The following is a 26,416-nucleotide window of genomic DNA, read 5'->3' on the forward strand; positions in this document are numbered from 1 at the left end:
GACAAGGTCGCCGGGGCGGTCGCGGGCGCCGTCCGCGAGGCCGCGAAGGCCGCCGGTGCGGCTGTGACGGGCACCACGACCGCCTGATGACGGCGCGTCGCGGGCCCGCGGGCCCGCGACCTGCCCCTAAGGTGTCGGGCAGAAATCAGGCCGCAGAAATGCGGCTGTATCCGAGGCTGTGCCGCTTTCCGTGTGACTCTCCAGGGTGCCGGATTGGCTTTCCCGCCACTGGTGGGGGCAGGATGCGTAACCGGGCGCGAGGGTCTGGCAACGGACCCGGGTCCGGGGACTGTCCGAGGGCCCTGGCAGCATCGGCTTCGATCTCACGCCTCATTGGCAAGAAGAACACGGGAGTACAACATGAACCGCAGTGAGCTGGTGGCCGCGCTGGCCGACCGCGCCGAGGTGACCCGCAAGGACGCCGACGCCGTTCTGGCCGCGCTCGCCGAGACCGTCGGCGAGATCGTCGCCAAGGGCGACGAGAAGGTCACCATCCCCGGCTTCCTGACCTTCGAGCGCACCCACCGTGCCGCTCGGACCGCTCGCAACCCGCAGACGGGTGAGCCGATCCAGATCGCTGCCGGTTACAGCGTGAAGGTCTCCGCGGGCTCCAAGCTCAAGGAAGCCGCCAAGGGCAAGTAAGGCCTTCAGCGCTGCGCTCAGCGCTGGAAGGGCGGTCACCCCGGGCCGGGGTGACCGCCCTTCGGGCTTTTCCCGGGCTTCTACGGGCCCTGCAAGGCCCGCGGACGGCGTACGGCCACCCGGATGCACGAAAGCGCCTGTACGGGCCTTGAATGGCTCGTACAGGCGCTTACGGCCCGTCAGAACGGCTGCGCTCAGGCGTCGGTGCCGCCGGGCATCTCCACGTTGGCGCCCAGGTCCTTCAGCTTCTGCATGCTGCTTCTTCCCGGGGGATAACCCCCGGACCCCCAGCCGGGGGCCCAGGAGGTGGCGCGGGGAGACTCAGGCGTCGGTGCCGCCGGGCATCTCCACGTTGGCGCCGAGGTCCTTCAATTTCTGCATGAAGTTCTCGTAGCCGCGGTTGATCAGGTCGATGCCGTGGACCCGCGAGGTGCCCTCCGCGGCCAGGGCCGCGATCAGGTACGAGAAGCCGCCGCGCAGGTCGGGGACGACCATGTCGGAGCCCTGCAGCTTGGTGGGGCCGGAGACGACCGCCGAGTGCAGGAAGTTGCGCTGGCCGAAGCGGCAGGCGGAACCGCCCAGGCACTCGCGGTACAGCTGGATGTGAGCACCCATCTGGTTCAGCGCCGAGGTGAAACCGAGGCGCGACTCGTACACCGTCTCGTGGACGATCGACAGGCCCGAGGCCTGCGTCAGGGCCACGACCAGCGGCTGCTGCCAGTCGGTCTGGAAGCCGGGGTGGACGTCCGTCTCCAGCGCGATGGCGTTGAGCGAGCCGCCCGGGTGCCAGAAGCGGATGCCCTCGTCGTCGATCTCGAAGGCGCCGCCGACCTTGCGGTAGGTGTTGAGGAAGGTCATCATCGAGCGCTGCTGGGCGCCGCGCACGTAGATGTTGCCGCCGGTGGCCAGCGCCGCGGACGCCCAGGAGGCGGCCTCGAGGCGGTCGGAGAGCGCGCGGTGGTTGTAGCCGCCGAGCTTGTCGACACCGGTGATCCGGATGGTCCGGTCGGTGTCCATGGCGATGATCGCGCCCATCTTCTGCAGCACGCAGATGAGGTCCTCGATCTCCGGCTCCACGGCCGCGTTGGACAGCTCGGTGACGCCCTCCGCCAGGACGGCGGTCAGCAGCACCTGCTCGGTCGCGCCGACCGAGGGGTAGGGCAGGCGGATCTTGCAGCCGCGCAGCCGCTGCGGGGCCTCCAGGTACTGGCCGCCCTCGCGCTTCTCGATGGTCGCGCCGAACTGGCGGAGCACCTCGAAGTGGAAGTCGATCGGCCGGCCGCCGATGTCGCAGCCGCCCAGGCCGGGGATGAAGGCGTGGCCGAGCCGGTGCAGCAGCGGGCCGCACAGCAGGATCGGGATGCGCGAGGAGCCGGCGTGCGCGTCGATGTCCGCGACGTTGGCGCTCTCCACGTACGTGGGGTCGAGGACCAGCTCGCCGGGCTCGTCGCCGGGGCGGACGGTCACACCGTGCAGCTGCAGCAGTCCGCGCACGACGCGTACGTCGCGGATGTCGGGGACGTTGCGCAGCCGGCTGGGGCCGTGTCCGAGCAGCGCGGCGACCATGGCCTTGGGCACGAGGTTCTTCGCGCCGCGGACACGGATCTCGCCCTCGAGCGGGGTACCGCCGTGGACAAGCAGGACATCGTCAGGGCCGGTCATGGATCTCGCGTTCCTGGAGTTGGGCAGGGGGCAAGAAGAAAGGGTAATGCGACGAGGGGGCCGCCCTGTATGCCCTGGGGGGCTCCGGGCACGTCATGGCTTTGCAACAACACGCTCCGTTAATGGAATGGTCGCTACCGGTTATCGGCGGGGCGCCGGGGGCCGCCCCTTTCTTGCCGGAGTGGGCGTCCACCCCCCGCGCGGGCCCGAAATGCGGGATCATGTGCCCATGTCCGAGGTGTCCTCGCTCACAGGACGACTGCTTGTCGCGACACCGGCGCTCGCTGACCCGAATTTCGACCGCGCGGTGGTGCTGCTGCTCGACCACGACGAGGAGGGTTCCCTCGGAGTGATCCTGAACCGCCCGACCCCCGTCGGGGTGGCCGACATCCTGGAGTCCTGGGCCGCGCTGGCCGGGGAGCCGGGCGTGGTCTTCCAGGGCGGCCCCGTCTCGCTCGACTCGGCGCTGGGCGTGGCCGTGGTGCCGGGGGAGGGGAGCGACAAGACGGGCGCCTCCGCCGCCGTCGGCGACGGCCCGCTCGGCTGGCGCCGCGTCCACGGCGCGATCGGCCTCGTCGACCTGGAGGCCCCGCCGGAGCTGCTCGCGGCCGCCCTCGGCTCGCTGCGGATCTTCGCCGGCTATGCCGGCTGGGGCCCCGGCCAGCTGGAGGACGAGCTGGTGGAGGGCGCGTGGTACGTGGTGGAGTCCGAGCCGGGCGACGTGTCCTCGCCCGACCCGTCGCAGCTGTGGCGCGCGGTCCTGCGCCGCCAGCGGAACGAACTGGCGATGGTCGCCACGTACCCGGACGACCCGAGCCTGAACTGACCCGCGCGCCCGGACGCGCCCGGACCGGTTCCGGCCGGTCCGGGAGGCGGTGGCGGGCCGGCTAGGACCGCGCCGCGGCGTACGGGGCGTACGCCCGCTCCCGTAGCCGGGAAACGACCGGACCGGGGATCGGTCCCCGGCGGTGTCCCCCAGTACCCTTGGAGACCATGAGCACTCTTGAGCCCGAGCGCGGGGCAGGGACCGGCACCCTCGTAGAGCCGACGCCGCAGGTGTCGCACGGCGACGGCGACCACGAGCGCTACGCCCATTACGTCCAGAAGGACAAGATCATGGAGAGCGCGCTCTCCGGTTCCCCGGTCGTCGCCCTCTGCGGCAAGGTCTGGGTCCCGGGCCGCGACCCGAAGAAGTACCCGGTCTGTCCGATGTGCAAGGAGATCTTCGACGGCATGGGCGCCGGCGGGGACAAGGACAAGGGCGGCAAGGGCGGCGACAAGAAGTAGGGCCCGGCTCCCCGCCGCCGGCACCACCGGATCTTTCCCGGCCCCCGGGACGCGCTGAGACGCGTCCCGGGGGCCGTGTGCGTTTGCGCCCGGGATCGCACGCGGGGCGTGCGCGTTGCGCAGGGTGCTTTTGCGGATCACGGTGTGGTGGAGACCTCTTGTCCGGGCCATGGCACGCCTCTACTCTCCTGCCAGTTGTGCTGAGCGAAACGCCCATTGCGTATGTTGCAACGCCACGCGGGAGGGGACCCCATGACGCCGTCAGGCCGTCGCTTATCCGCCCGGGCGGCCCTGACAGCCGCCGCCCTCGTCCTGACCGCCTGCGCCCCCTCGACCTCCGCCGGCGGCGCCCGCGGCGACGACAGCACGGGGCGGCTGCGCGTCTGGCTCTTCCGGGAGGTCGACAACCGGCCCAAGGCCGCCGTCGTCGACAAGGCCGTCGCCGCCTTCACCCGGGAACACCGCGGCGTCTCCGTCGACGTCACCTACATCCCCGTCGAGACGCGCGCCCAGCGGATCAAGGCCGCCTTCAACGACCCCGCGAGCGCCCCGGACCTCATCGAGTACGGCAACACCGACACCGCCGGCTACGTGCGCGACGGCGGACTGGCCGACGTGACCGCCGACTTCGCCGCCTGGCCCGAGGCCGGGGACACCGACCCCGCCGCCCGCCGCTCGGTGACCGTGGACGGCAAGGTCTACGGCGCCCCGCTCTTCGTCGGCGTGCGCGCCCTCTACTACCGCACCGACGTCTTCCGCGAGCTCGGCCTCCGGCCGCCGCGCAGCCAGGCGGAGCTGGCGGAGACCGCGCGCCGCGTCCACCGGGAGCGGCCCGGGATGTACGGGCTCGTGGTCGGCGGCGCGTACACGTACGGGGCCCTGCCCTTCCTGTGGGCCAACGGCGGCGCGCTCGCGCAGCGGAAGGGCAGGAAGTACACCGCCGCGATCGACCGCGAGGACGCGAAGAAGGGCATCGCCGCGTATACCGGCCTGTTCGGCGACCACAACTGCCCGCCCGCCAAGTGCGCGCAGATGGGCGGGAACGCCACCGTCGAGGCGTTCGCGTCGGGCAAGGCCGCCATGGCCATCGGCGGTGACTTCAGCCACCGGGCCGTCGAGAACGGCAAGGTCCGGGGCAAGTACGCGGTGGTCCCGCTGCCCGGCGCCGAGGAAGGCAGCATCGCCCCCGCCTTCGCGGGCGGGAACAATCTGGGCGTCCTCAAGGGCAGTTCCCACCGCACGCTCGCCGTCGCCCTGATGCGGGCCCTCACCGGCAAGCGCACCCAGTCCGAGCTCTTCGACGCCATGGGCTTCCTGCCCACCTACACGGACGTGCGGCGGGAAGCCGCCCGCAGACAGCCCTTCGTCGAACCCTTCGTGAAGACGCTCACGGCGGGCGCCGCCTTCGTGCCCGTGACACCCGCCTGGGCCGCCATCGACGCCGGGCAGGTCCTGCCGACGATGCTCCAGGAGATCGTCAGCGGCCGCAGGAGCGTGGACGCCGCGGCGTCGGCCGCGGCGAGGAAGATGAACGCCGCGTTCAGGGCGGCGGGCTGAACGATGCGTCCACACGACAAGCCCGCCCGCGCCGGAGCGGCCCGCACCCCCGGCAGATGGACGCCCTGGCTCTACCTCGCCCCCGCCCTCGTCCTCATCGGCGGACTGCTGGTCTACCCCGTCTACGAGCTCGGCCTCATCTCCTTCCTGGAATACACCCAGGCCCAGGTCAGCGGCGGCAGGCCCACCTCCTTCCAGGGCTTCGGCAACTACACGGCCCTCTTCGGGGACCCGCAGTTCCGGGACGTGCTCGTCACCACCGTCCTCTTCGCGGCCGCGTGCGTGCTCGCCACCCTCGTCGTCGGCTGCGCGCTCGCCGTGCTCCTCACCCGCGTGCGCGCCCTGCCCCGCCTCGCCCTGATGGCCGCTGCGCTCGGCGCCTGGGCCACGCCCGCCGTCACCGGCTCGACGGTCTGGCTCTTCCTCTTCGACCCCGACTTCGGTCCCGTTGACAAGGCGCTCGCCCGGCTCGGCCTGTCCGGCTTCGAGGGCTACGCGTGGACGTACGACCGCTACAGCGCCTTCGCGCTCGTCCTCCTCGAAGTCGTCTGGTGCTCGTTCCCCTTCGTCATGGTGACCGTCTACGCGGGCATCCGGGCCGTCCCCCGCGAGGTCCTGGAGGCGGCCGCCCTGGACGGGGCCTCGCAGTGGCGCATCTGGCGCGGGGTCACGGCGCCGATGCTCCGGCCGATCCTCGTCGTCGTCACCATCCAGTCGGTCATCTGGGACTTCAAGGTCTTCACCCAGATCTACGTGATGACCAACGGCGGCGGGGTCGCCGGGCAGAACCTGACCCTGAACGTCTACGCCTACCAGAAGGCGTTCGCCTCCTCGCAGTACAGCCTCGGCTCGGCGATCGGAGTCGTCATGCTGCTGATCCTGCTCGCCGTCACGCTCGGATACCTGCGGCTGCTCAGGCGCCAGGGGGAGGAGATATGAGCGTCCCTCGCGTCCGCTTCGCCGGCCTTCCCCGCTTCCCCCGCGTGCGCCGTCCGTGGCGGCTCGCCGCCGAGGCCGCCGCCCTGCTGACCGCCGCCGTGGTGGCCTTCCCGCTCTACTGGATGGTCCTGTCCGCGGTGAAACCGGCCGGCGAGGTGCAGTCGGAGCACCCCCGCCCCTGGACGTCGGAGCCCTCCCTGGCCGCCTTCCGCCGCGTCTTCGGCCAGCAGGACTTCGCGCGCTACTTCCTCAACAGCCTGCTCGTCGCGGGCACCGTCGTCGTGGTCTCCGCGGTCGTCGCCTTCCTCGCCGCGACCGCCGTCACCCGGTTCCGCTTCCGGTTCCGGACGACGCTGCTCGTCATGTTCCTCGTCGCCCAGATGGTCCCGGTCGAGGCCCTCACCATTCCGCTGTTCTTCCTCCTGCGCGACGCGGGGCGCACCGTCCCCGGCATCGGCCTCAACACCCTCGGCTCGCTGGTCCTGCCCCACCTCGCCTTCTCGCTGCCCTTCGCGATCTGGATGCTGCGCGGATTCGTCCGGGCCGTGCCGGAGGCGCTGGAGGAGGCCGCCTATCTCGACGGCGCGAGCCGCTCCCGCTTCCTGTGGCAGATCCTCTTCCCCTTGGTCTTCCCAGGGCTCGTCGCGACGAGCGTCTTCTCCTTCATCTCGACGTGGAACGACTTCCTCTTCGCGAAGTCCTTCATCGTCAGCGCCACGGAGAACTCCACCCTGCCGATGGCGCTCCTCGTCTTCTTCAAGGACGAGGGCAACGACTGGGGCGGCATCATGGCGGCGTCGACCGTCATGACCGTCCCGGTGCTCGTCTTCTTCGTACTCGTACAGCGGAGGCTCGTGTCGGGCCTCGGCGGAGCGGTGAAGGACTGAATCCCATGGACGACTTCGGCACCCACCTGATCCCGGCTCCGCGCGGGATCCGCCCCACGCCGTCCGGCGGCGGCGCGGGCTTCGTGCTCGACGAGGAGACCGGGATCGACGCGCGGCCCGGAACCGAGGGCGTCGCCCGCTGGATGCGCGCGACCGTCGGCGCCGCCACGGGGCTGCCCCTGGCCCCGCACACCGGCGGCGGCAACCGCATCCTGCTGCGCGTCCTGCCCGGGCTCGGCGAGCAGGACGGCCCCGAGGCCCACCGCATCGTGGTCGACGGCGACCTCGTCGAGATCGCCGGGGCCGGCGAGGCCGGGGTGTTCCGCGCAGCGCAGACCTTCCGTCAGCTGCTGGGGCCGGAAGCGTTCCGGCGGGGGCCGGTCGCGCCGGGGAGGCGGTGGGAGCTCCCCGCGGTCGTCGTCGAGGACGCCCCGCGGTTCGCCTGGCGCGGCGTCCTCCTCGACGTCGCCCGCCACTTCCTCCCCAAGGACGGCGTGCTGCGCTACCTCGACCTCCTCGCCGTGCACAAGCTCAACGTCCTGCACCTGCACCTGACGGACGACCAGGGCTGGCGCATCGAGATCCTGCGCCACCCCCGGCTGACGGAGGTGGGCGCCTGGCGCCCGCGCACCAAGGCCGGGCACCGGGCCTCGCCGCTGTGGGACGAGCGGCCGCACGGCGGCTACTACACGCAGGACGACATCCGCGAGATCGTCGCCTACGCGGCCGAGCGGCACATCACCGTCGTCCCCGAGATCGACATCCCGGGACATTCGCAGGCCGCCATCGCCGCGTACCCCGAGCTGGGCAACGCCGACGTCGTCGACACCGCCGCCCTGACGGTGTGGGACACGTGGGGCGTCAGCCCGAACGTCCTCGCCCCCTCCGAAGCCGTCCTCGCCTTCTACGAGGACGTCCTCACCGAAGTGCTCGCCCTCTTCCCGTCGACGTTCGTGCACATCGGCGGCGACGAGTGCCCCAAGGACCAGTGGAAGGCGTCGCCGGCCGCGCAGGCCCGGATCCGGGAGCTGGGCCTGGCCGGCGAGGACGAGCTGCAGAGCTGGTTCGTGCGGCACTTCGACCGCTGGCTGGCCGAGCGCGGCCGGCGCCTCGCCGGCTGGGACGAGATCCTGGAGGGCGGCCTGGCCGAGGGCGCCACCGTCTCCTCCTGGCGGGGCTACGCGGGGGGAATCGCCGCCGCGCGGGCCGGACACGACGTCGTCATGTGCCCCGAACAGCAGGTGTACCTCGACCACCGGCAGGCGCCCGGTACCGACGAGCCCGTACCCATCGGCTACGTCCGCACCCTGGAGGACGTCTACCGCTTCGAACCCGTGCCGCCCGGCCTCACCGGCGCCGAGGCCGCCCGCGTCCTGGGCGCCCAGGCCAACCTCTGGAGCGAGGTGACGGAGAACCAGCAGCGCGTCGACTACCAGGCCTTCCCGCGCCTGGCCGCCTTCGCCGAGGCCGTCTGGTCGCAGCTGCCCGCGCCCGCCGAGCGCGACTACCCCGCCTTCGAACGCCGTATGACCGCCCATTACGCCCGGCTCGACGCCCTGGGCGTGGACTACCGGCCGCCCGGCGGCCCCAGGCCCTGGCAACGCCGTCCCGGCGTCCTCGGACGCCCGATCGAGGGTGCGCCCCCGATCGTGTGAGCCACGGCCAAGCTGCGCGCCGTTGCGCCGGACGGCTGGCACGGTAGTCCTTCACACACTGCCGTAAGTCGTAAAAAGGCCCCCTAAAATGGCAATCCGTACACAGCGGGGACACTCCCGGAAATCGGACCATTCGCATTGCCGGGGACGGATCGGCGGTTCGTGGACCCTCGCGACGGCGGAGTCCGAAGATGTGCCAGAGTTGCCACGTCCGGGCCGTGAGGACGTACCGTACGGCGGGATCGTACGGCGGGATCAGGCCGGACAGCCGGGACCACCGGGGAAGGGGCAGCTGGGTTGACCACGCACGCACCGCAGGCAGCGCACACGGTGACGCTGCCGGGCTCGCTCGACGAGGCCGTGGCGGCGCTGGCCGCCATGCCCGCGGCCGTGCCCGTCGCGGGTGGCACCGATCTGATGGCCGCCGTCAACTCCGGGCTGCTGCGGCCCGCCGGGCTCGTCGGCCTCGGCCGCATCAGCGAGATCCGCGGCTGGCAGTACCAGGACGGCCACGCCCTGCTCGGCGCCGGCCTCACCCACGCCCGGATGGGCCGCCCCGACTTCGCGGCCCTCATCCCGGCGCTCGCCGCCGCCGCCCGCGCCGCCGGCCCGCCCCAGATCCGCAACGCCGGCACCCTCGGCGGCAACATCGCCTCGGCCGCGCCGACCGGCGACGCCCTGCCCGTCCTCGCCGCCCTCGAAGCCACCCTCGTCATCGCGGGCCCCGGCGGCGGCCGCCGCGAGATCCCCGTCGGCCACCTCCTGACGGGCTACGAGATGCTCGCCCCCGGCGAGCTCATCGGCTACGTCCGCGTGCCCCTGCTGCACGCCCCGCAGACCTTCCTCAAGGCCACCGGACGCACCGGACCGGGCCGCGCCACCGCGTCCGTCGCCGTCGTCCTCGACCCCGCCCGGCGGGGCGTGCGCTGCGCGGTGGGCGCCGTCGCGCCCATGCCGCTGCGCCCGCTCGACGCCGAGCGCTGGGTCGCCTCCCTCATCGACTGGGACGGCGAGCGCACGCTCGCCCCCGAGGCGTGCGCCGCCTTCGGCGACTACGTCGCCGCGGCCTGCATCCCGGACCCCGCGCCCGCTCCCGACGGCGGGGAGCCGGGCACCCTGCCGCCCGCCGCGCTGCACTTGCGTCGTACGGTGGCGACTCTGGCCCGCCGAGCACTGGGGAGGGCACTCGCGTGAGTGACGAACAGCGACAGGCCCACGCCGCCGGCCCGGTCGGCTGGGAGCCGATCCCGCGCGGCGGGGAGTACGACGAGGGCACCACGTTCCTGCAGCTGCCCCCGGAGCTCCTCGCGCATCCGGGCGCGGCCATGAACGGCACCGGCGCCTGGGACCCGCTGGCCGCGGCCGGCTCGGGCGGCTACACCCCGCCCTCCGCCGACTCCTGGCAGCAGGCGCCCGCGGCGGCTGCTGCGGGGGCGCAGGGGCAGTGGGGGGTGCCCGGAGGTGCTTACGGGCACGAGGGCACGGGGGCCCATCAGGGAGCCCACCAAGGCGGCTACCAGTCGGCGCCTGAGGCCGCCGAGGCCCATGGAGGGGTCCATGGTGGTGCGCACGGTGACGCCCATGGCGGTGCCCATGGTGGGGTGCCTGACGCCGCTTACGGTGAGACGTACGGCGAGGGTGTGCACGTCGGTGGCGCCTATGACGGGGGCCTTCACGACGGGGGCCTTCACGGCAGTGGCGTGCACGGCGGAAGCCTTCACGGCGAGGGCGGGCACGACGGTGGTGTGCATGACGGTGGTGTGCACGATGCCGGTGTTCACGATGCCGGTGTGCATGACGCGGGTGTGCATGACTCGGGTGTGCATGAGGCCGGGCTTTACGACGGCGGCGGCCAGGGCGGCGGTCACGGCAGCACTCACGGCGGTGCTCCTCACGAGGGCGGTCACCAGGACGGCACGCTCCACGACGGCACCCTCCACGACGGCGTTCTTCACGCCCCCCACGACGGCGGTGCCGACCCGCACGCCACGGCGGAGTGGCCGGCGTCCGGTGCCGGCTCGACGGGCCAGTGGTCCGTGCCGGCCGCGGGCGACGACCCCGTAGACGAGTCCGGCGAGTACCTCGTCCGCGGTGCCGCCCCGGAGGTGCCCGCGGCGCCGGTGACGCCGCCGGCTCCCTGGTCGGCGCAGCCCGTCGACGACTCCTGGCGCCAGTCGCTGGCCGCGGCCACCCCGGCCGCTGGTACGCCCGTCCCGGGCCCCGACACCGGCCAGTGGTCGGTTCCGGTTCTGCCCGAGGACGCGGTGGACGCGGCGGACATGTCCGGCGAGTACGCGCGGGACGACTTCCCCGGCGTGGCCGCGGAGAGCTCCGCTTCCGCCCTGCCCGGCGAGCCTCCGGCCGTGGACGCGACGGGCGCGTTCACCGTGCCGGCGTACGTCGGCGACGTCACTGGTACGGGCGATAATCCGGGCGCGGCCGGGACGGCCGACGGTGCCGTCTCTTCCGCAGCCTCCGAGGAGCCGCCGTCCGCGGCGGAGCCGGAGCCCGCGGGGCAGCCGGAGGGTTCCGGTGCCGCCGGGCAGGGGCAGGGGCAGGGGCAGGGGCAGGAGCAGCAGCCCGCGCCGCACTCGCAGCCGGCGCAGCAGGCGGTGCACGCCGAGTCGTTCGCCCACCCGGGCCCGGCCGGGCAGCACGCCCAGCCGACGCTGCCCGAGCAGTTCGTACCGCAGCACGGGCTGCCGCAGGGACCCTCGGACGCGGCCGATGCCGTAGCGGCTGAGGTCGCTGCGGCCGAGATCGTGCCGGACGAGGCGGCGATGTCGCCCGCCGCGCCCGCCGACGGCCCCGGGCACGATCAGCACGATCAGGACGCGCAGCCCGGTGCCGACGCCGCTCCGGGTGCCGGCATTCCGGAACACGCCATCCCCGGCCCCGGCGTCCCGGCGCACGACACCCTCGGCGCCGGCGATCCCCTCGGCGCCGCCGACCACCTCGGGTCCACCGGCCACCCTGTCGGGTCCACGGGGCACCCCCTCGGATCCGCAGGTCACCCGCTCGACCTCTCCGACCCCCTCGGCGCCCCGCACAACGAGCACCCCTGCACGTCCTACGTCCTGCGCGTCAACGGCACCGACCGGCCCGTGACCGACGCCTGGATCGGCGAGTCCCTGCTGTACGTCCTGCGCGAGCGCCTCGGCCTCGCCGGGGCCAAGGACGGCTGCTCGCAGGGCGAGTGCGGAGCCTGCTCGGTCCAGGTCGACGGGCGGCTCGTCGCGTCCTGCCTCGTCCCGGCGGCCACCACGGCCGGCGCGGAGGTCCGTACGGTCGAGGGCCTGGCCGTCGACGGCTGGCCGTCCGACGTGCAGCGGGCGCTCGCCGAGTGCGGCGCCGTGCAGTGCGGCTTCTGCGTGCCCGGCATGGCGATGACCATGCACGACCTCCTCGAGGGCAACCACGCCCCGACCGAGATGGAGACCCGCCGGGCCATCTGCGGCAACCTCTGCCGCTGCTCGGGCTACCGGGGCGTGCTCGACGCGGTCCGGCAGGTCGTCGGCGAGCGCGAGGCGGCCGCGGCGCAAGAGCTTCAGGAAGCGGAAGCGCAGCAGCACGAGGTGCAGCCGGATGCGGACCAGGCCCGTATCCCGCACCAGGCGGGCCCGCACGGCGGGGGCAGCGGAAAGGCGACGACGGCATGACGGGAAGCGGCGGAATGGGCGGAATGACGGGAATGGCGGGCGCGGCCGAAGGCTCCGCATCGGCCACCGCCATCCCTCTGCTCACCTCGCCCGGAGGCCCCGCCGAACCGCAGCGCGGCATCGGCGCCTCCCTCACCCCGGCCGACGCGGAGGCCAAGACCCAGGGCATCTACCCGTACGCGGCCGACCTGTGGGCCGAGGGCCTGCTGTGGGCCGCGCTCCTGCGCTCCCCGCACCCGCACGCCCGCATCCTGTCGATCGACACCAGCGAGGCCGCCCGGATGCCGGGCGTCCGCGCCGTCGTGACGCACGCGGACGTGCCCGGCGACGCCGCCCACGGCCGCAAGATCGCCGACCGCCCGGTCTTCGCGTCCGACATCGTGCGCCACCACGGCGAGCCGATCGCCGCCGTCGCCGCCGACCACCCCGACACCGCGCGGCTCGCCGCGGCGGCCATCGCCGTCGAGTACGAGGTGCTGGAGCCCGTCACCGACCCCGAGCAGGCCTTCTCCGCCGAGCCGCTGCACCCCGACGGCAATCTGATCCGTCACATCCCGCTGCGCTTCGGCGACCCCGACGCGGTCGGCGAAGTGATCGTCGAGGGCCTCTACCGGATCGGCCGCCAGGACCCGGCGCCCATCGGCGCCGAGGCCGGCCTCGCCGTGCCGCGCCCCGACGGCGGCGTCGAGATCTACACCGCCTCGACGGACCCGCACGCCGACCGCGACCTGGCCGCCGCCTGCTTCGGCCTGGCGCCCGAGCGCGTGAAGGTCGTCGTCACCGGCGTGCCCGGGGCGATGGGCGACCGCGAGGACCCCGGCATGCAGCTGCCGCTCGGCCTGCTCGCGCTGCGCACCGGCCACCCCGTCAAGCTCGTCGCCACCCGCGAGGAGTCCTTCCTCGGCCACCCGCACCGCCACCCCACGCTGCTGCGCTACCGCCACCATGCGGACGCCGACGGCAAGCTGGTGAAGGTCGAGGCGCAGATCCTGCTGGACGCGGGCGCCTACGCCGACACCTCCTCCGACGCGCTGGCCGCCGCCGTGGCCTTCGCCTGCGGCCCGTACGTCGTGCCGCACGCCTTCGTCGAGGGCTGGGCCGTCCGCACCAACAACCCGCCGTCCGGCCACATGCGCGGCGAGGGCGCCATGCAGGTGTGCGCCGCGTACGAGGGCCAGATGGACAAGCTCGCGGCCCGCCTCGGCCTGGATCCGGCCGAGCTGCGCCTGCGCAACGTCCTGGCGACCGGCGACCTCCTGCCCACCGGCCAGACGGTCACCTGCCCCGCCCCCGTCGCCGAACTCCTGCGCGCCGTCCGCGACTACCCGCTGCCCGCCCTCCCCTCGGACGACTCCGAGGAGGAGTGGGTGCTGCCCGGCGGGCCCGGCGGCGCGGGCGAGGCCGGCGCGGTGCGGCGCGGCGTCGGCTACGGACTGGGCATGGTGCACATGCTCGGCGCGGAGGGCGCGGACGAGGTCTCGACGGCCACGGTCAAGGTGACGGGCCCGGTGGCCACGGTCATCTGCGCGGCGGTCGAAACCGGCCAGGGCTTCGCGACCCTCGCCCGCCAGATCGTCCAGGAAGTCCTGGGCCTGGACGAGGTCTACGTCGCCCCCGTCGACACCGACCAGCCCCCGTCCGGCCCCGGCGCGCACAGCCGCCACACGTGGGTGTCGGGCGGTGCGGTGGAGCGCGCGGCGCGGATGGTGCGGACGCAGCTGCTGCAGCCGCTCGCCGCGCAGTTCGGGATGTCGGCGGAGCTGCTGACCATCGCCGACGGCAAGATCACGTCGTACGACGGGGTCCTGAGCATCACGGTCGCCGAGGTCCTGGAGGGCAAGGAACTCTGGGCCACGGCCCAGTGCCGCCCCCACCCCACCGAGCCGCTCGACGAATCGGGCCAGGGCGACGCGTTCGTGGGCATGGCCTTCTGCGCGGTGCGCGCGGTCGTGGACGTGGACGTCGAGCTGGGCTCCGTCCGGGTCGTCGAAATGGCCGTGGCCCAGGACGTGGGCCGCGTCCTCAACCCGAAGCAGGCCCGCGCCCGCATCGAGGCGGGCATCACCCAGGGCGTCGGCGCGGCCCTGACGGAGAACCTCCGCACGGCGGCGGGCCTCGTCCGCCGCCCCGACTTCACCGGCTACGCCCTGCCCACGTCCCTGGACACCCCGGACGTCCACATCGTGAAACTGGTCGAGGAGCGCGACGTCGTTGCTCCCTTCGGCGCCAAGGCGATCAGCGCGGTACCGGTGGTGACGTCGCCGGCGGCGGTGGCGGCGGCGGTCCGCGCGGCCACGGGCCGCCCGGTCAACCGACTGCCGATCAGGCCGCAGGCGGCGGTGGCGACTCCCGGCTGAGCGTGCCCTGCTGAGCACGCCCTGCCGGTACGCGCGTGTCACTGCCCGGCGTTACTGTGTAGCGTGAAGTTACATGTGACGGCGGGCGGTTGGCGGGTGGGGAACGCAGTGGAGGGGCGCACGTGACCGAGCAGGGGCCGCAAGGCGGTCTGGCCGCCGAACTGGCCACCCTGAAGAAGTTCAAGGGCCGGGTGGACGAGCTGCTGCGCACGCTCGACGAATCCGACGGCGCGCCGGGCAGGGTAGCGGAAACGGGCCTCACCCAGGCCCACTTGGGCGTGAACTTCCACGCGGCGGAAGCCCTCTACAGCGTCTACCGTGACGTCCACACGGACCTGGTGACCCTGGCCCAACTCCTCAACGACCAGATCCAGGCGCTGAGTTCCGCAGTCCTGGACGCCCACTCGGGCTACGCCCACACGGACGCGGAGGAGCGGGAGAAGCTCTGGGCGATCCACCAGCGGATGCAGCGCCAGTACGACCCGAAGCTGGACCCAGACGCCGATCCGGCGCAGCCGCAGACGCTGTGGCCGGGAGCCACGACGGACCGGCGCGGCAGCAGCGACGGCGAACCCGGCGGAAAAAGTCACTTCTGAGGCGGGAAGGACGCACAGCACCCATGACCGACCGAACCCCGGCCAGAAGCGCCAAGGACCCCCGCTTCCCGCCCGTATGCACCCCTGCCGAAGACTTCTACGACATGCCGCACGAGAAGCTCCAGGCAATGGTCGAGCACGCGGACCAGCACCGCGTCATCGCCATCGGCCTCCAGCTCAACGGCGCGGCCCAGGCCATCAAGAAGCTCGGGGACGACCTCAAGAAACACATGGACGGCGTCGTCTGGTCCGGCGAAGCCGGCGAGGCCTTCCGCAAATGGGGCTACTCCATGGCCAACGAGACCCTTCGGCTGAGCGATTACGCCAAGGCCGTCGACAAGTGGATGGGCTACGCGTCCACGGACCTGGGCAGGGCGAGGCGGATGCCGAAGCACTCGCCCGAGGACAAGGCCACGGTCGACGCCTGGCTGAAGAGCGCCCCGTTCCCGACGAAGACCGTCCCCTCGCCGCTGGCCCCCGGCATCCCGCACGATCCCGTGGGCGGGCCCACACAGGTCGAGGCGTACAACGCCCAGGAGCGGCTCGAAGCCAATCACAAGGCTGCGGCGGCGTTGATGAAGGCGCTGGCGGAGTCTTATGACCAGTCGGGGACGCAGATTCTGCGGGTGGAGCGGCCTAATTTTCGGCCTATGCCGGATCGGCTGATGCCACGATTGGGCGACGAACGGCACCAGGGCCGCGACTTCGGGCTGTCTGGCGGCTCCGGCTCGCTGTCGTCTGACGGAACTGAGGGCGGCTCATCAGCAGGCTACGGGGGCGGCGCGTCGGCCGGCTTTTCGGCTGCTGGCGTATCGACGCCGTTCAGACCTGTCGAAGGAGTCGTACGGAGACCGGCCCTAGACCTCTCCGGCGGCGTTGATGTACCACACGGCGTGCCGGTTCCACAGCCGGATCGCCTCCCTGTAACCCCGCCGGATGCTACGAAGCCGCAGATTCCTGTCCCGCACATCCCTGTGCCCAGTTGGCCGGGGGCTGGCCGAGGACCCGATTCAGGTCGCCGACCTGGAGAGCTGATCCCTGATCGAGGGGCGCAGCCGACACCCAGGATCCCAGGACCAGGCTCGGAGACTGGCGTCAATCGTCGCTCGGGCAGCCGAGTGCCGAACACGCCACACGACGGCATCGTTGGTGGCCGCCCCACGCCGCGCCGGTCGTCTATGCCGACGCAGAACCCGGGCCGGGTTCCGGCCTTCGGGGCGGAGCCATCCCAGCGACAGGGGCAGACTCACCCTTCCCTGGCCCCAGGCGCGGGCTTCGGCGGGGTGCCCGGGCCTGCGACCAGCGGCCCCGGATCCGGAGTTGGCCGGGCCAGGGCAACGGAGCCTGGTGGAGTCGTCGGGGGCCGTCCGGGACAAAGATCGGGCAGAGGCGTTGGTGCGGCTTTCACTCCAGGGGGTACGGGGCTGGTCCATGGCGGTACTGCGGGGAAGAGCCGCGGTAGCGCTTCCGTAAGGCCCGGCATGATGGGCGGGTTCATGCCCGCGTCAGGTGGGAGTGCCGCCGCTTCCGAGCGGCGGTCCGGTGATCGACGTCCCGACTACCTTGTCGAGGACGAGGAGTCCTGGAATCAGGACGGCAAGCGTGTTGTGCCGCCAGTCATCGAGTAGAGGACATCCTGATGCATAGTGCCCGTGCCGTACGGGGGGCATGGGCGGGAACGGCCGTCGCCGTCTTCGCCTCGTTGGTCGTCGCCTCGGCCTCACCGGCCCATGCCGACACCATTCGCTCCCACCAGTGGCATCTAGACGTCATGCATGCGGAGGACATGTGGGAGACCAGCACCGGCACAGGGGTCACGGTGGCCGTGATCGACTCGGGAGTGGATGCACGCCTGCCTGATTTGCAAGGGCAGGTACTCGAAGGGAAGAACCTCTCGGGTGAGTCGGGTGATGCCCACACGGACCCCAGAGGCCACGGCACAGGAATGGCTGCCCTCATCGCCGGGACCGGCAAGAGAGGAGGTGATCTTGGGGCTTACGGCCTTGCCCCTGGAGCGAAGATCCTCCCTATCCGTGTGGATGGGAAGAACTTCCATGAGGACTCGACTGCGATGGTCGAAGCGCTCCGTTATGCAGCGGACTCGAATGCCAGGATCATCAACATCTCGCGAGGCAGCCCGGGACGGAGCGCGGAAGAAGAGAAGGCCATCGCCTACGCCCTGAGCAAGGGAAAGATGATCTTCGCCTCGGTCGGCAACACCGGCGACAAGGGAAACGCGGTGGAGTACCCATCCGCTGCCTCCGGGGTCATCGGCGTGGCTGCACTCGATCAGGAGGGTGCTTCCGCGAAGTGGTCGCAGCATGGCCCTCAAGTCGACCTCGCTGCACCAGGCGTGGGCATGGTCGCAGCCTGCCCAGGCCGCACTGGCACCTGTCAGAGCGACGGAACTAGTGACGCCTCTGCCATCGCCGCCGCCTCCGCCGCCCTAATCTGGTCCGTCCACCCCACCTGGACCGCCAACCAAGTAACCCGCGTCCTCATCAACACCGCCGGCGGCACCGGCACGGCTGAAAAGCGCAACGACTACGTAGGCTACGGCGCCGTCCGCCCCCGCATCGCCCTCAAGGACCCGGGTGACCCGGGCCCGGCCGACGTGAACCCTCTTCCGGGGCCGACCCCGGTGCAGGACCCGAAGGGTGACGGCGCCAAGCCCGCCGCCGAAGGCGCCCCGAAGGATTCGGCGGTCAGTGCAGCCGGGAGCGGCAGCGGCAGCGGCAGCCCAGCGAAATGGATCGCCCTCGGTGCCGGGGCAGCCGTCCTGGTGGGCGCGGCCGTCACCACCCCGATCCTCCTCGCCCGCCGCCGCAACGCCGCGCGTCGACCCTGGTGAGGTTCGGGCAGCCCCCAAATCCTCCTATGCCAGCAGGCTGTGACACAGCGTCCGATCAAGCACCCTGACCAGCGTGTCGAAATCACATTCGCGGAACCGGCGTGCGATTATGTGGCCTCGGCGATACCGGGCGATGGATGACGCCAGAGTGACCGTGGCCGTGACCGCGACCGGTGCGGTACCTCGGTGGGGGAGGCAGCGATGGGCGGCGGCCCGGGCGGTGGTGACGGCAAGATCCTGGACATCAAGACCGCGGATCTGAAGTCCGCGGCCCCGGTGTTCAGTGAGCACAGCGGCAAGCTGCGCGAAGCGTTGTCGGAGCTGACCACGACGCTCGACGGCCTCGGCGCGCCGTGGGGCGCAGACGATCAGGGCCGGGCGTTCGGGGAGTCGTACAAGCCTGCCCGTGCGAAGGTCGAGGACGCGACGAAGATCCTGGTCGCCGGCCTGGCGAGCATTCACGAGGCTATGGCCGACATGTCCGACGGCCACGTCGAGAACGACAAGCTGATCGCCGGGATGTTCTCGAAGAAGGGAGTCCAGGGCTCCCAGGGCTCCCAGGGCTCTCAGGGCGACCAGGGCGGCGGCTCCGGCAAGGCCGGTAAGTGAGCGTCAAGCACAAGGTCCAGAACTTCCTCGTCGACTACATGGGCCTGTACTGGCCGGATGGCGACGCGGACAAGCTCCGTAAGGCGGCCAAGGCCTGGCGTACGTTCGCGGGCAGGGTCGAAGCGATCCGCACGCCGGTCAACAACCAGGCCACCTCCCTCATCCACAACAACAAGGGTGAGGCGATCGAGGCCTTCGAGGTCTTCTGGCACCGCTACGCCAAGGGCTCGCAGGACGGCTGGCTGCACGACCTCGCCGAATCGGCGAAGAAGATGGCGGACGGGCTGGAGAAGCTCGCCAAAGCCATCGACAAGGCGATGGATGCCCTCTGGGACAAGATCATTGAGGATCTCGTAGTCCTTGGAGCGGCCGTCACCATCGCCGTGGCCACCGGCGGCGCCCTCGCCGGCCCGGCCGCCGGAGCGGCGACCGCGATCGTGGAGGCGGGGGCCGCGCTCGGCATCGTCGTGTCCACGACGGTGGCGGAGGTGGCGGGCGTGACGCTGGCCGCGGCGGCGTTCGGCGGTCTGGAGTCGGTCACGGTCAACCTGGCGGTCGCCCAGCCCATCAAGATCGCGCAGGGTCGGCAGGACGGCATCAACCTGACCGAGGCGGGCGCCGCGGCCAACGACGGCATGCTCTACGGCGGCATGTTCGGCGGCTTCGGCAGCATCGCGAAGAACGCCGGTGCCGCGGGCGGCTACCGCAACCTCTTCACGGGCATCCGCCCGATGGACGTCGAACTCGCCCAGGCCGCCCGACTCCCGGTCAACATCGAGTGCGCCCTGGACCCCATCGACGTCGCCACCGGCGCCATGCTCCTGCCGGCCACGGACGTCACCCTGCCCGGTTCCCTGCCCCTCGTCATCGGCCGCACCCACCTCTCCTCGTACCGGGCAGGCGCCTGGTTCGGCCCGACCTGGGCCTCCACCTTCGACGAACGAGTCCAGATCGACGCCCACGGCGTCGTCTACGCGGCGGCCGACGGCACGCGACTGGTCTATCCGATACCGGCCCCGGGCGAGCCCGTGCTCCCGGTCAAGGGCCCGCGCTGGCCCCTGACCTGGGACGGCAGGCCCGGCGGCCTGATGACCATCACCGACCCGCAGGCCGGGGTCACCCGCACCTTCGGGGGCGTGGTCCCGACCGAGGAACCGGGGATCCTCCAACTTCCGCTGCTGTCCGTGGAGGACCGCAACGGCGCCCGCATCGACATCGAGCGCACGGCCACCGGCACGCCCACTGCGATCCGTCACTCGGGCGGCTACCACGTGGCCGTGGAGACGGCCGTCATCGAGACAGCCGTCGTCGGGGCGGCAGGCGCCCGCGTCACGGGCCTGCGCCTCCTCGACGAGCCCCCGTCTCCGTACGAGCCGGCCCACGCCCCCGGCCGCGGCACCGTCCTCGTCCAGTACGGCTACGACGACGCGGGCAACCTGACGGAGGTCACCAACTCCAGCGGTAAGCCCCTGCGTTTCACGTACGACGCTGAGGGCCGAATAACCTCTTGGACCGACCGCAACGGCACGTCGTACGGCTACACGTACGACGCGGACGGGCGCGTGGTCCGCACGGACGGCACCGACGGCTTCCTCTCGGGCTCGCTGTCATACGATGCTCCGTCCCGTACGACGACGGTCACGGACTCCCTCGGCCACGAGCGCACCTACCGCTACAACGCCGACGCCCTCGTCACGGAAGAGACGGACGCGCTCGGCCACACGACCATCACCACCTGGGACGCCACGGCAACGAGCCGCCTCTCGGTGACGGACCCGCTGGGCCGCACCACCCGCTACGCGTACGACGAGGCGGGCAACCTCGCCCGGATCACCCTGCCGGACGGCTCGACGGCCTCGGCGGACTACAACGACCTGTGCAGGCCCACGGAGATCACGGAGCCGGGCGGCGCGACGTGGCGCCACGCGTACGACGCCCGCGGCAACCTCCTCGCCACCACGGACCCGACGGGCGCCCAGACGCGCTACGGCTACGACGAGCTGGGCCATCTGTCCGCGGTGACCGATGCGCTCGGCCACACCTCTCACGTCGCCTGTGACGCGGCCGGTCTCCCCGTCACCCTCACCGACCCGCTCGGCCACCGGACCACGGTCCGGCGCGACCCGTTCGGGCGCATCGCCGAGGCCACCGATCCGCTGGGCCGCACCACACGCACCGCCTGGACGACGGAGGGCAGGCCGAGCCGCCGCGAGTACCCGGACGGCACCGCCGAAACCTGGACCTGGGACGGCGAAGGCAACCTCCTCGCCCACACCGACCCCGCAGGCAACACCACTCGTCACGCCGCGGGCCCCTTCGACCTCCCCTTGTCCCGTACGGATCCCGACGGCACGACGTACGCCTTCGCGTACGACACGGAGCTGCGCCTGACGGGGGTCACGAACCCGCAAGGCCTGACGTGGTCCTACGACTACGACGCCGTCGGCCGCGTCACGTCCGAGACGGACTTCAACGGCCGCACGCTCACCTATGCGCACGACGCGGCGGGCGGATTGGCCACCCGGACGAACGGTGCCGGCGAAACCCTCCGCTTCACCCGCGACCTGCTGGGCCGCGTGACGGAACAGCGCGGGGACGACGCCGATGCGACGACGACCTACGCCTACGACGCGGCAGGCAGCCTGCTGCGTGCGGTGAACGCGGACGCGGAGCTCGCCTACGAGCGGGACGCGCTGGGCCGCGTCCTGTCGGAGACGGTGAACGGCAGGACGGTCACCTACACGTACGACGCGCTGGGCCGCCGGACGCGACGCGTCACTCCGTCCGGTCTCACCTCGGAATGGACGTACGACGCGGCGGGCCGCCCGGCGGTACTCCGCGGCGATGCGGGCGGGCTGACGTTCGCCTACGACGCGGCCGGCCGCGAGACGGGGCGCCGTCTGGGCGAGGGCACGATGCTCACGCAGGAGTGGGACGTCAACGACCGTCTCACGACCCAGGTGATCCGGGGCGCCGAGCGCCTCCTGCAGCACCGCGAGTACGCCTACCGTGAGGACGGCTACCTCACCGAGATCCGCGAACTGACCTCCGGAACCCGTCGCTTCGACCTCACGCCGACCGGCCGCGTGACGGCGGTCAGCGCCCACGGCTGGACGGAGCGGTACGCCTACGATGGCGCCGGGAACGTCACGAATGCCGAGGCCCCGGCCCACGCCGCGCCCGGCGAGCGCGACTTCGAGGGCACCCTGATCCGCCGCGCGGGCCGCACGTCGTACGAACACGACGCCCAAGGCCGCCTCACCCGCAAAACCCACAAGCTCCTCAATGGCCAGGCACGCACGTGGACGTACGCCTGGGACACGGAGGACCGCCTCCGCGAAGCGGTGACGCCGGAGGGGGAGCGCTGGCAGTACACATACGACCCGCTGGGCCGCCGCATAGCGAAGCATCGCGCGCTGGAGAACAGCGAGACTGCTGAGGAAACGTTTTTCTCATGGGATGACACGAGGCTGGCGGAGCAGACGACCGCTGATGGCAGGACCACGACCTGGGACTACGCCCCGGGTACGCACCGCCCTCTGACGCAGACGGACCGTACGCTGCTGGTCCGGTCGGCTGGCAAGTCTCTGATTTCGGATTTCGCAGAGGGCGGCCCCGAACGGGACTTTGGCACCCACTTCCACGCCGTCGTCACGGACGCGGTCGGCAGTCCAACGGAACTGGTCACGCCGGCGGGCGATCTGGCCTGGCAACAGCGCACCACCCTGTGGGGCGCTCGCCTCCCGGCACCTGCGCCGGACAAGGGCATGGAGTGCCCCCTGCGCTTCCCGGGCCAGTACCACGACCCGGAAACCGGCCTGCACTACAACTACTTCCGCTACTACGACCCGGAGCCGGCTTGCTACGCCACGCCGGATCCTCTTGGGCTCTTGCCAGCGCCCAATCACCACGCCTATGTTTCGAACCCTTGGAGTGCCGTCGACCCCCATGGGCTGGCGCCGGGGTGCCCGCAAACGGCACCGCAGAGCGGAATGGATATTCCGACGCGTCGGCCGGCATCTGTCGGCTATTCACCGACGAATAAATATAAGGAGAACTTCTTCGCGGCCAACCCTGGTCTCGCGGGGAAGGTAGTGGTTCATCACGCTATTGAACAGCAGGTGCTGAACAGGTATCCTGGGCTTTTTACGCCAAATGAGATGCATTCTGTTGAGAATCTTCGGGGGATCCCGAAGGGGGCCGTGAATAATTCGGTCCATTTGAGTGAGATCCGGATCCTGTGGAATCGGTTCTATGAGTCTCACCCCAACCCTACGCGGCAGGAGGTACTGGACTATGCTACTCGCGTGGACGACAAGGTCGGCCACTGGTTCACGCCGCGTGTTCGTTAGCAGTTGATCGGTCCGAGGTTTTTGGAGATGGTATGTGGCGGGAATTGATTCTGAGCATGAACCCCGAAGGTGAAACCAGCCCTGCCGCGAGTCGCTCGGCGGTAGATGCGATTGAGGGAATCCTTCGCCAGAATGTTCCTGGGGATCTGGAGGGCCTCCTCCTTGAGGTCAACGGTGTGATGGATAAGTTCGGCACCGACCTGGTGTGGTCTGCGGAACGTATCGTTGATGATAATTCGGCCTTCCGGGTGAACCCTTCGTTTGCTGAGCTCTATGCTTCATTTGATTCCCTGCTGTTCTTCGGCGATAACGGCGGAGGTGATCAATTCGCGTTTTTCCGTAACCCGGATCGCAGCGAGGTGGTCGTATGGGATCACGAGACCGATGAGCGGCGCGTGGTCGCAGAGACTTTGGAGCAGTACGTCGTCAGGTGCCTGGAGAGCGGCGGTGAGGACTGGTACCGAGACTGACCTGGCGCGCTGTGGTCGGTCCGGGGAGCCGAGGTGGACGTTCCTGGATGAGGTCGCCTGAAGGCATAGCGGTGCCCAAGCCGCCCCTGAATCTCCACCATGAAGGAACCTCGTGAGCGTCCGTATGAAGGTCGACTGTGTGCGCAACGGTGAGTTGGTTGAGGTTGCGAGCGTAGAACCTTCTGAGTCTCGCCCCTGCAGGCTGACTGCTTTCAGAGGAGGGGGTGGCGGCCAAGGCATCGTGTATTCGGGGGATAGCCTGTTCGCCTGCCTCTTGGATTTGGAGCAGGACGGGCTCCTGCTGTGCTGTCAGGGAGCGCGTCGCGATGTGCTCAACTCTGGGATGCAGGCTCAGATGACGGCCGGTAGGTACGTCTATACCGTTGATCATGCGTCGAAAACAGTCAATGAGGAAACGGTGGACATCCTTGCTCCCGCCAGTCCTGAGGACGTTGTGAGTGTCGAAGAGCAGCGTGCCGCAATTTTTGAATTCTATGGAATCCGGGATCGGAGTCGGTAGGGAAGGATGCGGGTGGTGGCGGGCATGCCTCGGCTTTGGAGTGTGAGCGGGCCTTGGTTGCATGTGCTGCCGCGGACGGCGGTTGGGGTGCTCGCGGACTTTCTTCCCCCGGCCGGGGCAACGTACGTCGGGCGCCTGGACGGCGCGAAGATGGCCGACGCTGACGGCGTCTTCGAGCAGTTCTGGGATCAGTTCAAGTTTCCCGACTACTTCGGGTGGAACTGGCGAGCACTCTCGGACTGTCTGCGCGACCTCCACTGGACGCGCGCCGATCGATATCTCGTCGTGATCGAGAACTCGTCAAGCCTGCTCTCGGGAGTCCCGGAGGACTTGGCTGGGTTCCTATCGGTCTTGAAAGAGGTCGTGGAGCATTGGCGCAATCCGCACATGAAGCCCGGCGGCGTCGCGATCCCCTTCACGGTGCTGCTCCTGTGCGAGCCGGACCAGGCCAGGCCCCTTCGAGCCGCGCTGACTCGGATGGAGAGTGAGACCAAACTGCCGACCGAATGACGGGCTGAGGTGAAGGGCTTGGGTCCTTCAAGTCGGTCCCGTGGCACCAGCCCGGCCGGGTGGTGTCCCGGCCGGGCTGGTTGGCGGGCTTAGTGCGGGTGCTTCTGGGGCGCGTTCTGGGTCGGGATGGCTCGTACGGCCGAGACTTCCGTCGCGGGGTGCATGTAGATCAGTTCTCCGGATTGGAAGCGGACCGCCTTCATGCGGCCCACCTCCGTCACGTCCAGCACCCTGAACGGCACGTTGCCGATGGCGATGACGTCTCCCGGCTCCATGGTGTCGCTGGTGACTTTGACGGAGGTGAAGGTGTGGGTGGCGGCGCTCGCGATCATCAGCAGGCCTCCGCCATCTGCTGGTGCCCGTACCGGCCGGTCGGGAGGGGGTGCCAGCGCTGCTGGAGTCGTAGGCGGGCTTGTTCTCCGCCGGTCAGTACGTACAGGCGGACGAGGCTGGTCTCCTCGGCGTGGGTCAGGTCCTGATGCCACGAGGGTTGGTGCGGGGGCTTGGGCGGTGACGACGTCACCTCCGTTGCCGGATGCTCCCGCGGCGTGGTGGGCGCCAATAGCTGCCTGGTCCATGTGACGGCTCGGCGGATATGCTCGAACACGCTGATCTGCTCCTTCAAAGCTGTCGGCCACGCCCCCGGGCAGCGGCTACTGCCGCGGGGGTCTGTCTGTTCACAGCGGCCCACGCCAACCGGCCGCTTTTGCTGTCGATGACGACTCCCCACCCGTCCCCTATGGCCAGCGCCGCGAAGAGCTCGCGCCAGGACTCGATAGGGAGTGGATCCGGCACCTCCATGTCGATGTGTGCGTAGGTCTGGTGGGCGGTGACCCTTGGGGCAAAGCCGGCGCCGGAGAGTCGTGCAGCGATGGCGTCGACACGGACTTCAGGATGTGGGCACAACGCAACGCACCCCTCCATCACCCCTACGCTGGGCGCAGGGGCGCGCCTAGAAGCATAAACTGGATGACCAGACTGAGTCTAGGATCCCAGAGTGAGGTAAGGGCCCTAGATTCTGCATATGCATGAGCAGGCCCCTTACCTCCGTTTCGCTGATGAGCTTCGGAAGCGCATCGAAGACCAGGAGTGGACGCCGGGCGAGCGACTCCCTTCTCGCGCCCAGCTGGCTGAAGAGTGCGGCGTGACGGACGGCATCGTCCGTCGTGCCCAGGAGAAGCTCATCGCGGAGGGTGTTCTGACCGGACGTGCCGGCTCGGGCACCTACGTCGCCGAACCCCGCGAGCGCGTGCGCGTAGTCCGGTCCCCCGAGCGTGAGCGGACCAGTGGTTCGGCGTTCGAGGCGGACATGGCGGCCCTGGGCAAGCGGGCCACGTGGGAGAGTCGGTCGGACGCCATGGTGCCGGCCCCGGCGGACATCGCGGCCCGGCTCGGCATTCCCGAGGGCGACTACTGCGTGCGCACCACGTACGAGTACCTGGCCAACGACAAGCCGGTGCAGCTGTCCACCAGTTGGGAGCCGTACAGCATCACCGCGGGCTCGCTCGTCGTGATGCCCGAGGCCGGTCCGCTGGCCGGTGAAGGCGTGGTGCGGCGGATGGCCGAGGTCGGGATCAAGGTCACCCGTGCCGCGGAGCGGCCGGAGCCCGGACATGCGGATGCCGAGGAGGCCAACCTCCTCGGCATCCAGAAGGGCGCGCTGGTGACGCGGATTCAGCGCACGTACTACAGCGACGGCGGCCGGGCTGTCGAGACGGCGGACATCGTCGTGCCGACCGCCCTGTGCGAGATCGTCTACGACGTGTCGTTCGGTTCCTGAAGGCTGTCAGCCGCGCCTTACGGCTTGCGGGTAGCGGTCTCGGCGGGGAGCGAGGCGGCAGTGCCCGGGACCCGGGCGTCGGT

General features: G+C 70.9%; 21 protein-coding genes. 17 read left to right on the top strand and 4 right to left on the bottom strand.

The window, feature by feature from the left end:
* The first annotated feature begins 360 nt into the window (after positions 1–360).
* Positions 361–642 (top strand): HU family DNA-binding protein, encoded by a 282-nt coding sequence (locus tag NQU55_RS12495; protein WP_071961969.1) that lies wholly within the window; start codon positions 361–363, stop codon positions 640–642.
* A gap of 321 nt (positions 643–963) precedes the next feature.
* On the opposite strand, the gene murA is transcribed toward NQU55_RS12495, so the two are convergent.
* A complete protein-coding gene (murA, locus tag NQU55_RS12500; RefSeq protein WP_168092001.1) occupies positions 964–2,304 on the bottom strand; it encodes a UDP-N-acetylglucosamine 1-carboxyvinyltransferase in 1,341 nt (446 codons plus the stop codon).
* Positions 2,305–2,533: 229 nt separating this feature from the next.
* On the opposite strand from murA, the gene NQU55_RS12505 reads away from it, so the two are divergent.
* The 10 genes from NQU55_RS12505 (at position 2,534) to NQU55_RS12550 (ending at position 15,241) form a co-directional block, all read left to right on the top strand.
* Positions 2,534–3,130, top strand: coding sequence for a YqgE/AlgH family protein (locus NQU55_RS12505; RefSeq protein ID WP_168092000.1), 597 nt, complete (start codon positions 2,534–2,536; stop codon positions 3,128–3,130).
* A 167-nt stretch (positions 3,131–3,297) separates the two neighbouring features.
* Positions 3,298–3,591: a DUF3039 domain-containing protein gene (locus NQU55_RS12510; protein ID WP_078660579.1), complete on the top strand. Its 294-nt coding sequence runs from the start codon at positions 3,298–3,300 to the stop codon at positions 3,589–3,591.
* Positions 3,592–3,843: 252 nt separating this feature from the next.
* Positions 3,844–5,148, top strand: coding sequence for an extracellular solute-binding protein (locus tag NQU55_RS12515; protein ID WP_168091999.1), 1,305 nt, complete (start codon positions 3,844–3,846; stop codon positions 5,146–5,148).
* 3 nt (positions 5,149–5,151) lie between these two features.
* A complete protein-coding gene (locus tag NQU55_RS12520; protein WP_168091998.1) occupies positions 5,152–6,087 on the top strand; it encodes a carbohydrate ABC transporter permease in 936 nt (311 codons plus the stop codon).
* Positions 6,084–6,974, top strand: coding sequence for a carbohydrate ABC transporter permease (locus NQU55_RS12525; protein ID WP_168091997.1), 891 nt, complete (start codon positions 6,084–6,086; stop codon positions 6,972–6,974). The genes NQU55_RS12520 and NQU55_RS12525 overlap by 4 nt, the downstream gene beginning before the upstream one ends.
* 5 nt (positions 6,975–6,979) lie before the next feature.
* The gene (locus NQU55_RS12530; RefSeq protein WP_168091996.1) at positions 6,980–8,629 is read left to right on the top strand and encodes a beta-N-acetylhexosaminidase; all 1,650 of its coding nucleotides are present in this window, start codon (positions 6,980–6,982) and stop codon (positions 8,627–8,629) included.
* A 297-nt stretch (positions 8,630–8,926) separates the two neighbouring features.
* Positions 8,927–9,823, top strand: coding sequence for an FAD binding domain-containing protein (locus NQU55_RS12535; RefSeq protein ID WP_168091995.1), 897 nt, complete (start codon positions 8,927–8,929; stop codon positions 9,821–9,823).
* Positions 9,820–12,288 (top strand): 2Fe-2S iron-sulfur cluster-binding protein, encoded by a 2,469-nt coding sequence (locus NQU55_RS12540; RefSeq protein WP_256790541.1) that lies wholly within the window; start codon positions 9,820–9,822, stop codon positions 12,286–12,288. Before NQU55_RS12535 ends, NQU55_RS12540 begins: the two co-directional genes overlap by 4 nt.
* A 23-nt stretch (positions 12,289–12,311) precedes the next feature.
* Positions 12,312–14,645 (top strand): xanthine dehydrogenase family protein molybdopterin-binding subunit, encoded by a 2,334-nt coding sequence (locus tag NQU55_RS12545; protein WP_372504710.1) that lies wholly within the window; start codon positions 12,312–12,314, stop codon positions 14,643–14,645.
* Between the two features lie 122 nt (positions 14,646–14,767).
* Positions 14,768–15,241, top strand: a complete 474-nt coding sequence (locus NQU55_RS12550) for a DUF2563 family protein (RefSeq protein WP_168091994.1) — start codon at positions 14,768–14,770, stop codon at positions 15,239–15,241.
* Between the two features lie 349 nt (positions 15,242–15,590).
* On the opposite strand, the gene NQU55_RS12555 is transcribed toward NQU55_RS12550, so the two are convergent.
* Positions 15,591–15,725, bottom strand: a complete 135-nt coding sequence (locus NQU55_RS12555) for a hypothetical protein (RefSeq protein ID WP_256790543.1) — start codon at positions 15,723–15,725, stop codon at positions 15,591–15,593.
* A gap of 1,287 nt (positions 15,726–17,012) precedes the next feature.
* Here NQU55_RS12555 and mycP point away from each other — a divergent pair.
* The 5 genes from mycP to NQU55_RS12580 all read left to right on the top strand — a co-directional run bounded on the left by mycP (position 17,013) and on the right by NQU55_RS12580 (position 24,553).
* The gene (mycP, locus tag NQU55_RS12560) at positions 17,013–18,092 is read left to right on the top strand and encodes a type VII secretion-associated serine protease mycosin (protein ID WP_206329127.1); all 1,080 of its coding nucleotides are present in this window, start codon (positions 17,013–17,015) and stop codon (positions 18,090–18,092) included.
* 186 nt (positions 18,093–18,278) lie between these two features.
* The gene (locus tag NQU55_RS12565) at positions 18,279–18,701 is read left to right on the top strand and encodes a WXG100 family type VII secretion target (protein ID WP_308402221.1); all 423 of its coding nucleotides are present in this window, start codon (positions 18,279–18,281) and stop codon (positions 18,699–18,701) included.
* On the top strand, positions 18,698–23,053 hold the full coding sequence (locus NQU55_RS12570; RefSeq protein WP_308402222.1) for a DUF6531 domain-containing protein: 4,356 nt from the start codon (positions 18,698–18,700) through the stop codon (positions 23,051–23,053). The genes NQU55_RS12565 and NQU55_RS12570 overlap by 4 nt, the downstream gene beginning before the upstream one ends.
* Positions 23,054–23,109: 56 nt before the next feature.
* A complete protein-coding gene (locus tag NQU55_RS12575; protein WP_240976223.1) occupies positions 23,110–23,523 on the top strand; it encodes an SMI1/KNR4 family protein in 414 nt (137 codons plus the stop codon).
* A gap of 544 nt (positions 23,524–24,067) precedes the next feature.
* The gene (locus tag NQU55_RS12580; RefSeq protein WP_168092002.1) at positions 24,068–24,553 is read left to right on the top strand and encodes a barstar family protein; all 486 of its coding nucleotides are present in this window, start codon (positions 24,068–24,070) and stop codon (positions 24,551–24,553) included.
* 89 nt (positions 24,554–24,642) lie between these two features.
* On the opposite strand, the gene NQU55_RS12585 is transcribed toward NQU55_RS12580, so the two are convergent.
* On the bottom strand, positions 24,643–24,885 hold the full coding sequence (locus tag NQU55_RS12585) for a hypothetical protein (RefSeq protein WP_168091991.1): 243 nt from the start codon (positions 24,883–24,885) through the stop codon (positions 24,643–24,645).
* Positions 24,885–25,160, bottom strand: coding sequence for a hypothetical protein (locus tag NQU55_RS12590; protein ID WP_206329125.1), 276 nt, complete (start codon positions 25,158–25,160; stop codon positions 24,885–24,887). The genes NQU55_RS12585 and NQU55_RS12590 overlap by 1 nt, the downstream gene beginning before the upstream one ends.
* A 417-nt stretch (positions 25,161–25,577) precedes the next feature.
* On the opposite strand from NQU55_RS12590, the gene NQU55_RS12595 reads away from it, so the two are divergent.
* Positions 25,578–26,333 (top strand): GntR family transcriptional regulator, encoded by a 756-nt coding sequence (locus tag NQU55_RS12595; protein WP_256790544.1) that lies wholly within the window; start codon positions 25,578–25,580, stop codon positions 26,331–26,333.
* Positions 26,334–26,416: the final 83 nt, after the last annotated feature.

Source organism: Streptomyces telluris (genome assembly GCF_024519335.1).
Classification (GTDB): Bacteria; Actinomycetota; Actinomycetes; order Streptomycetales; family Streptomycetaceae; genus Streptomyces; species Streptomyces telluris.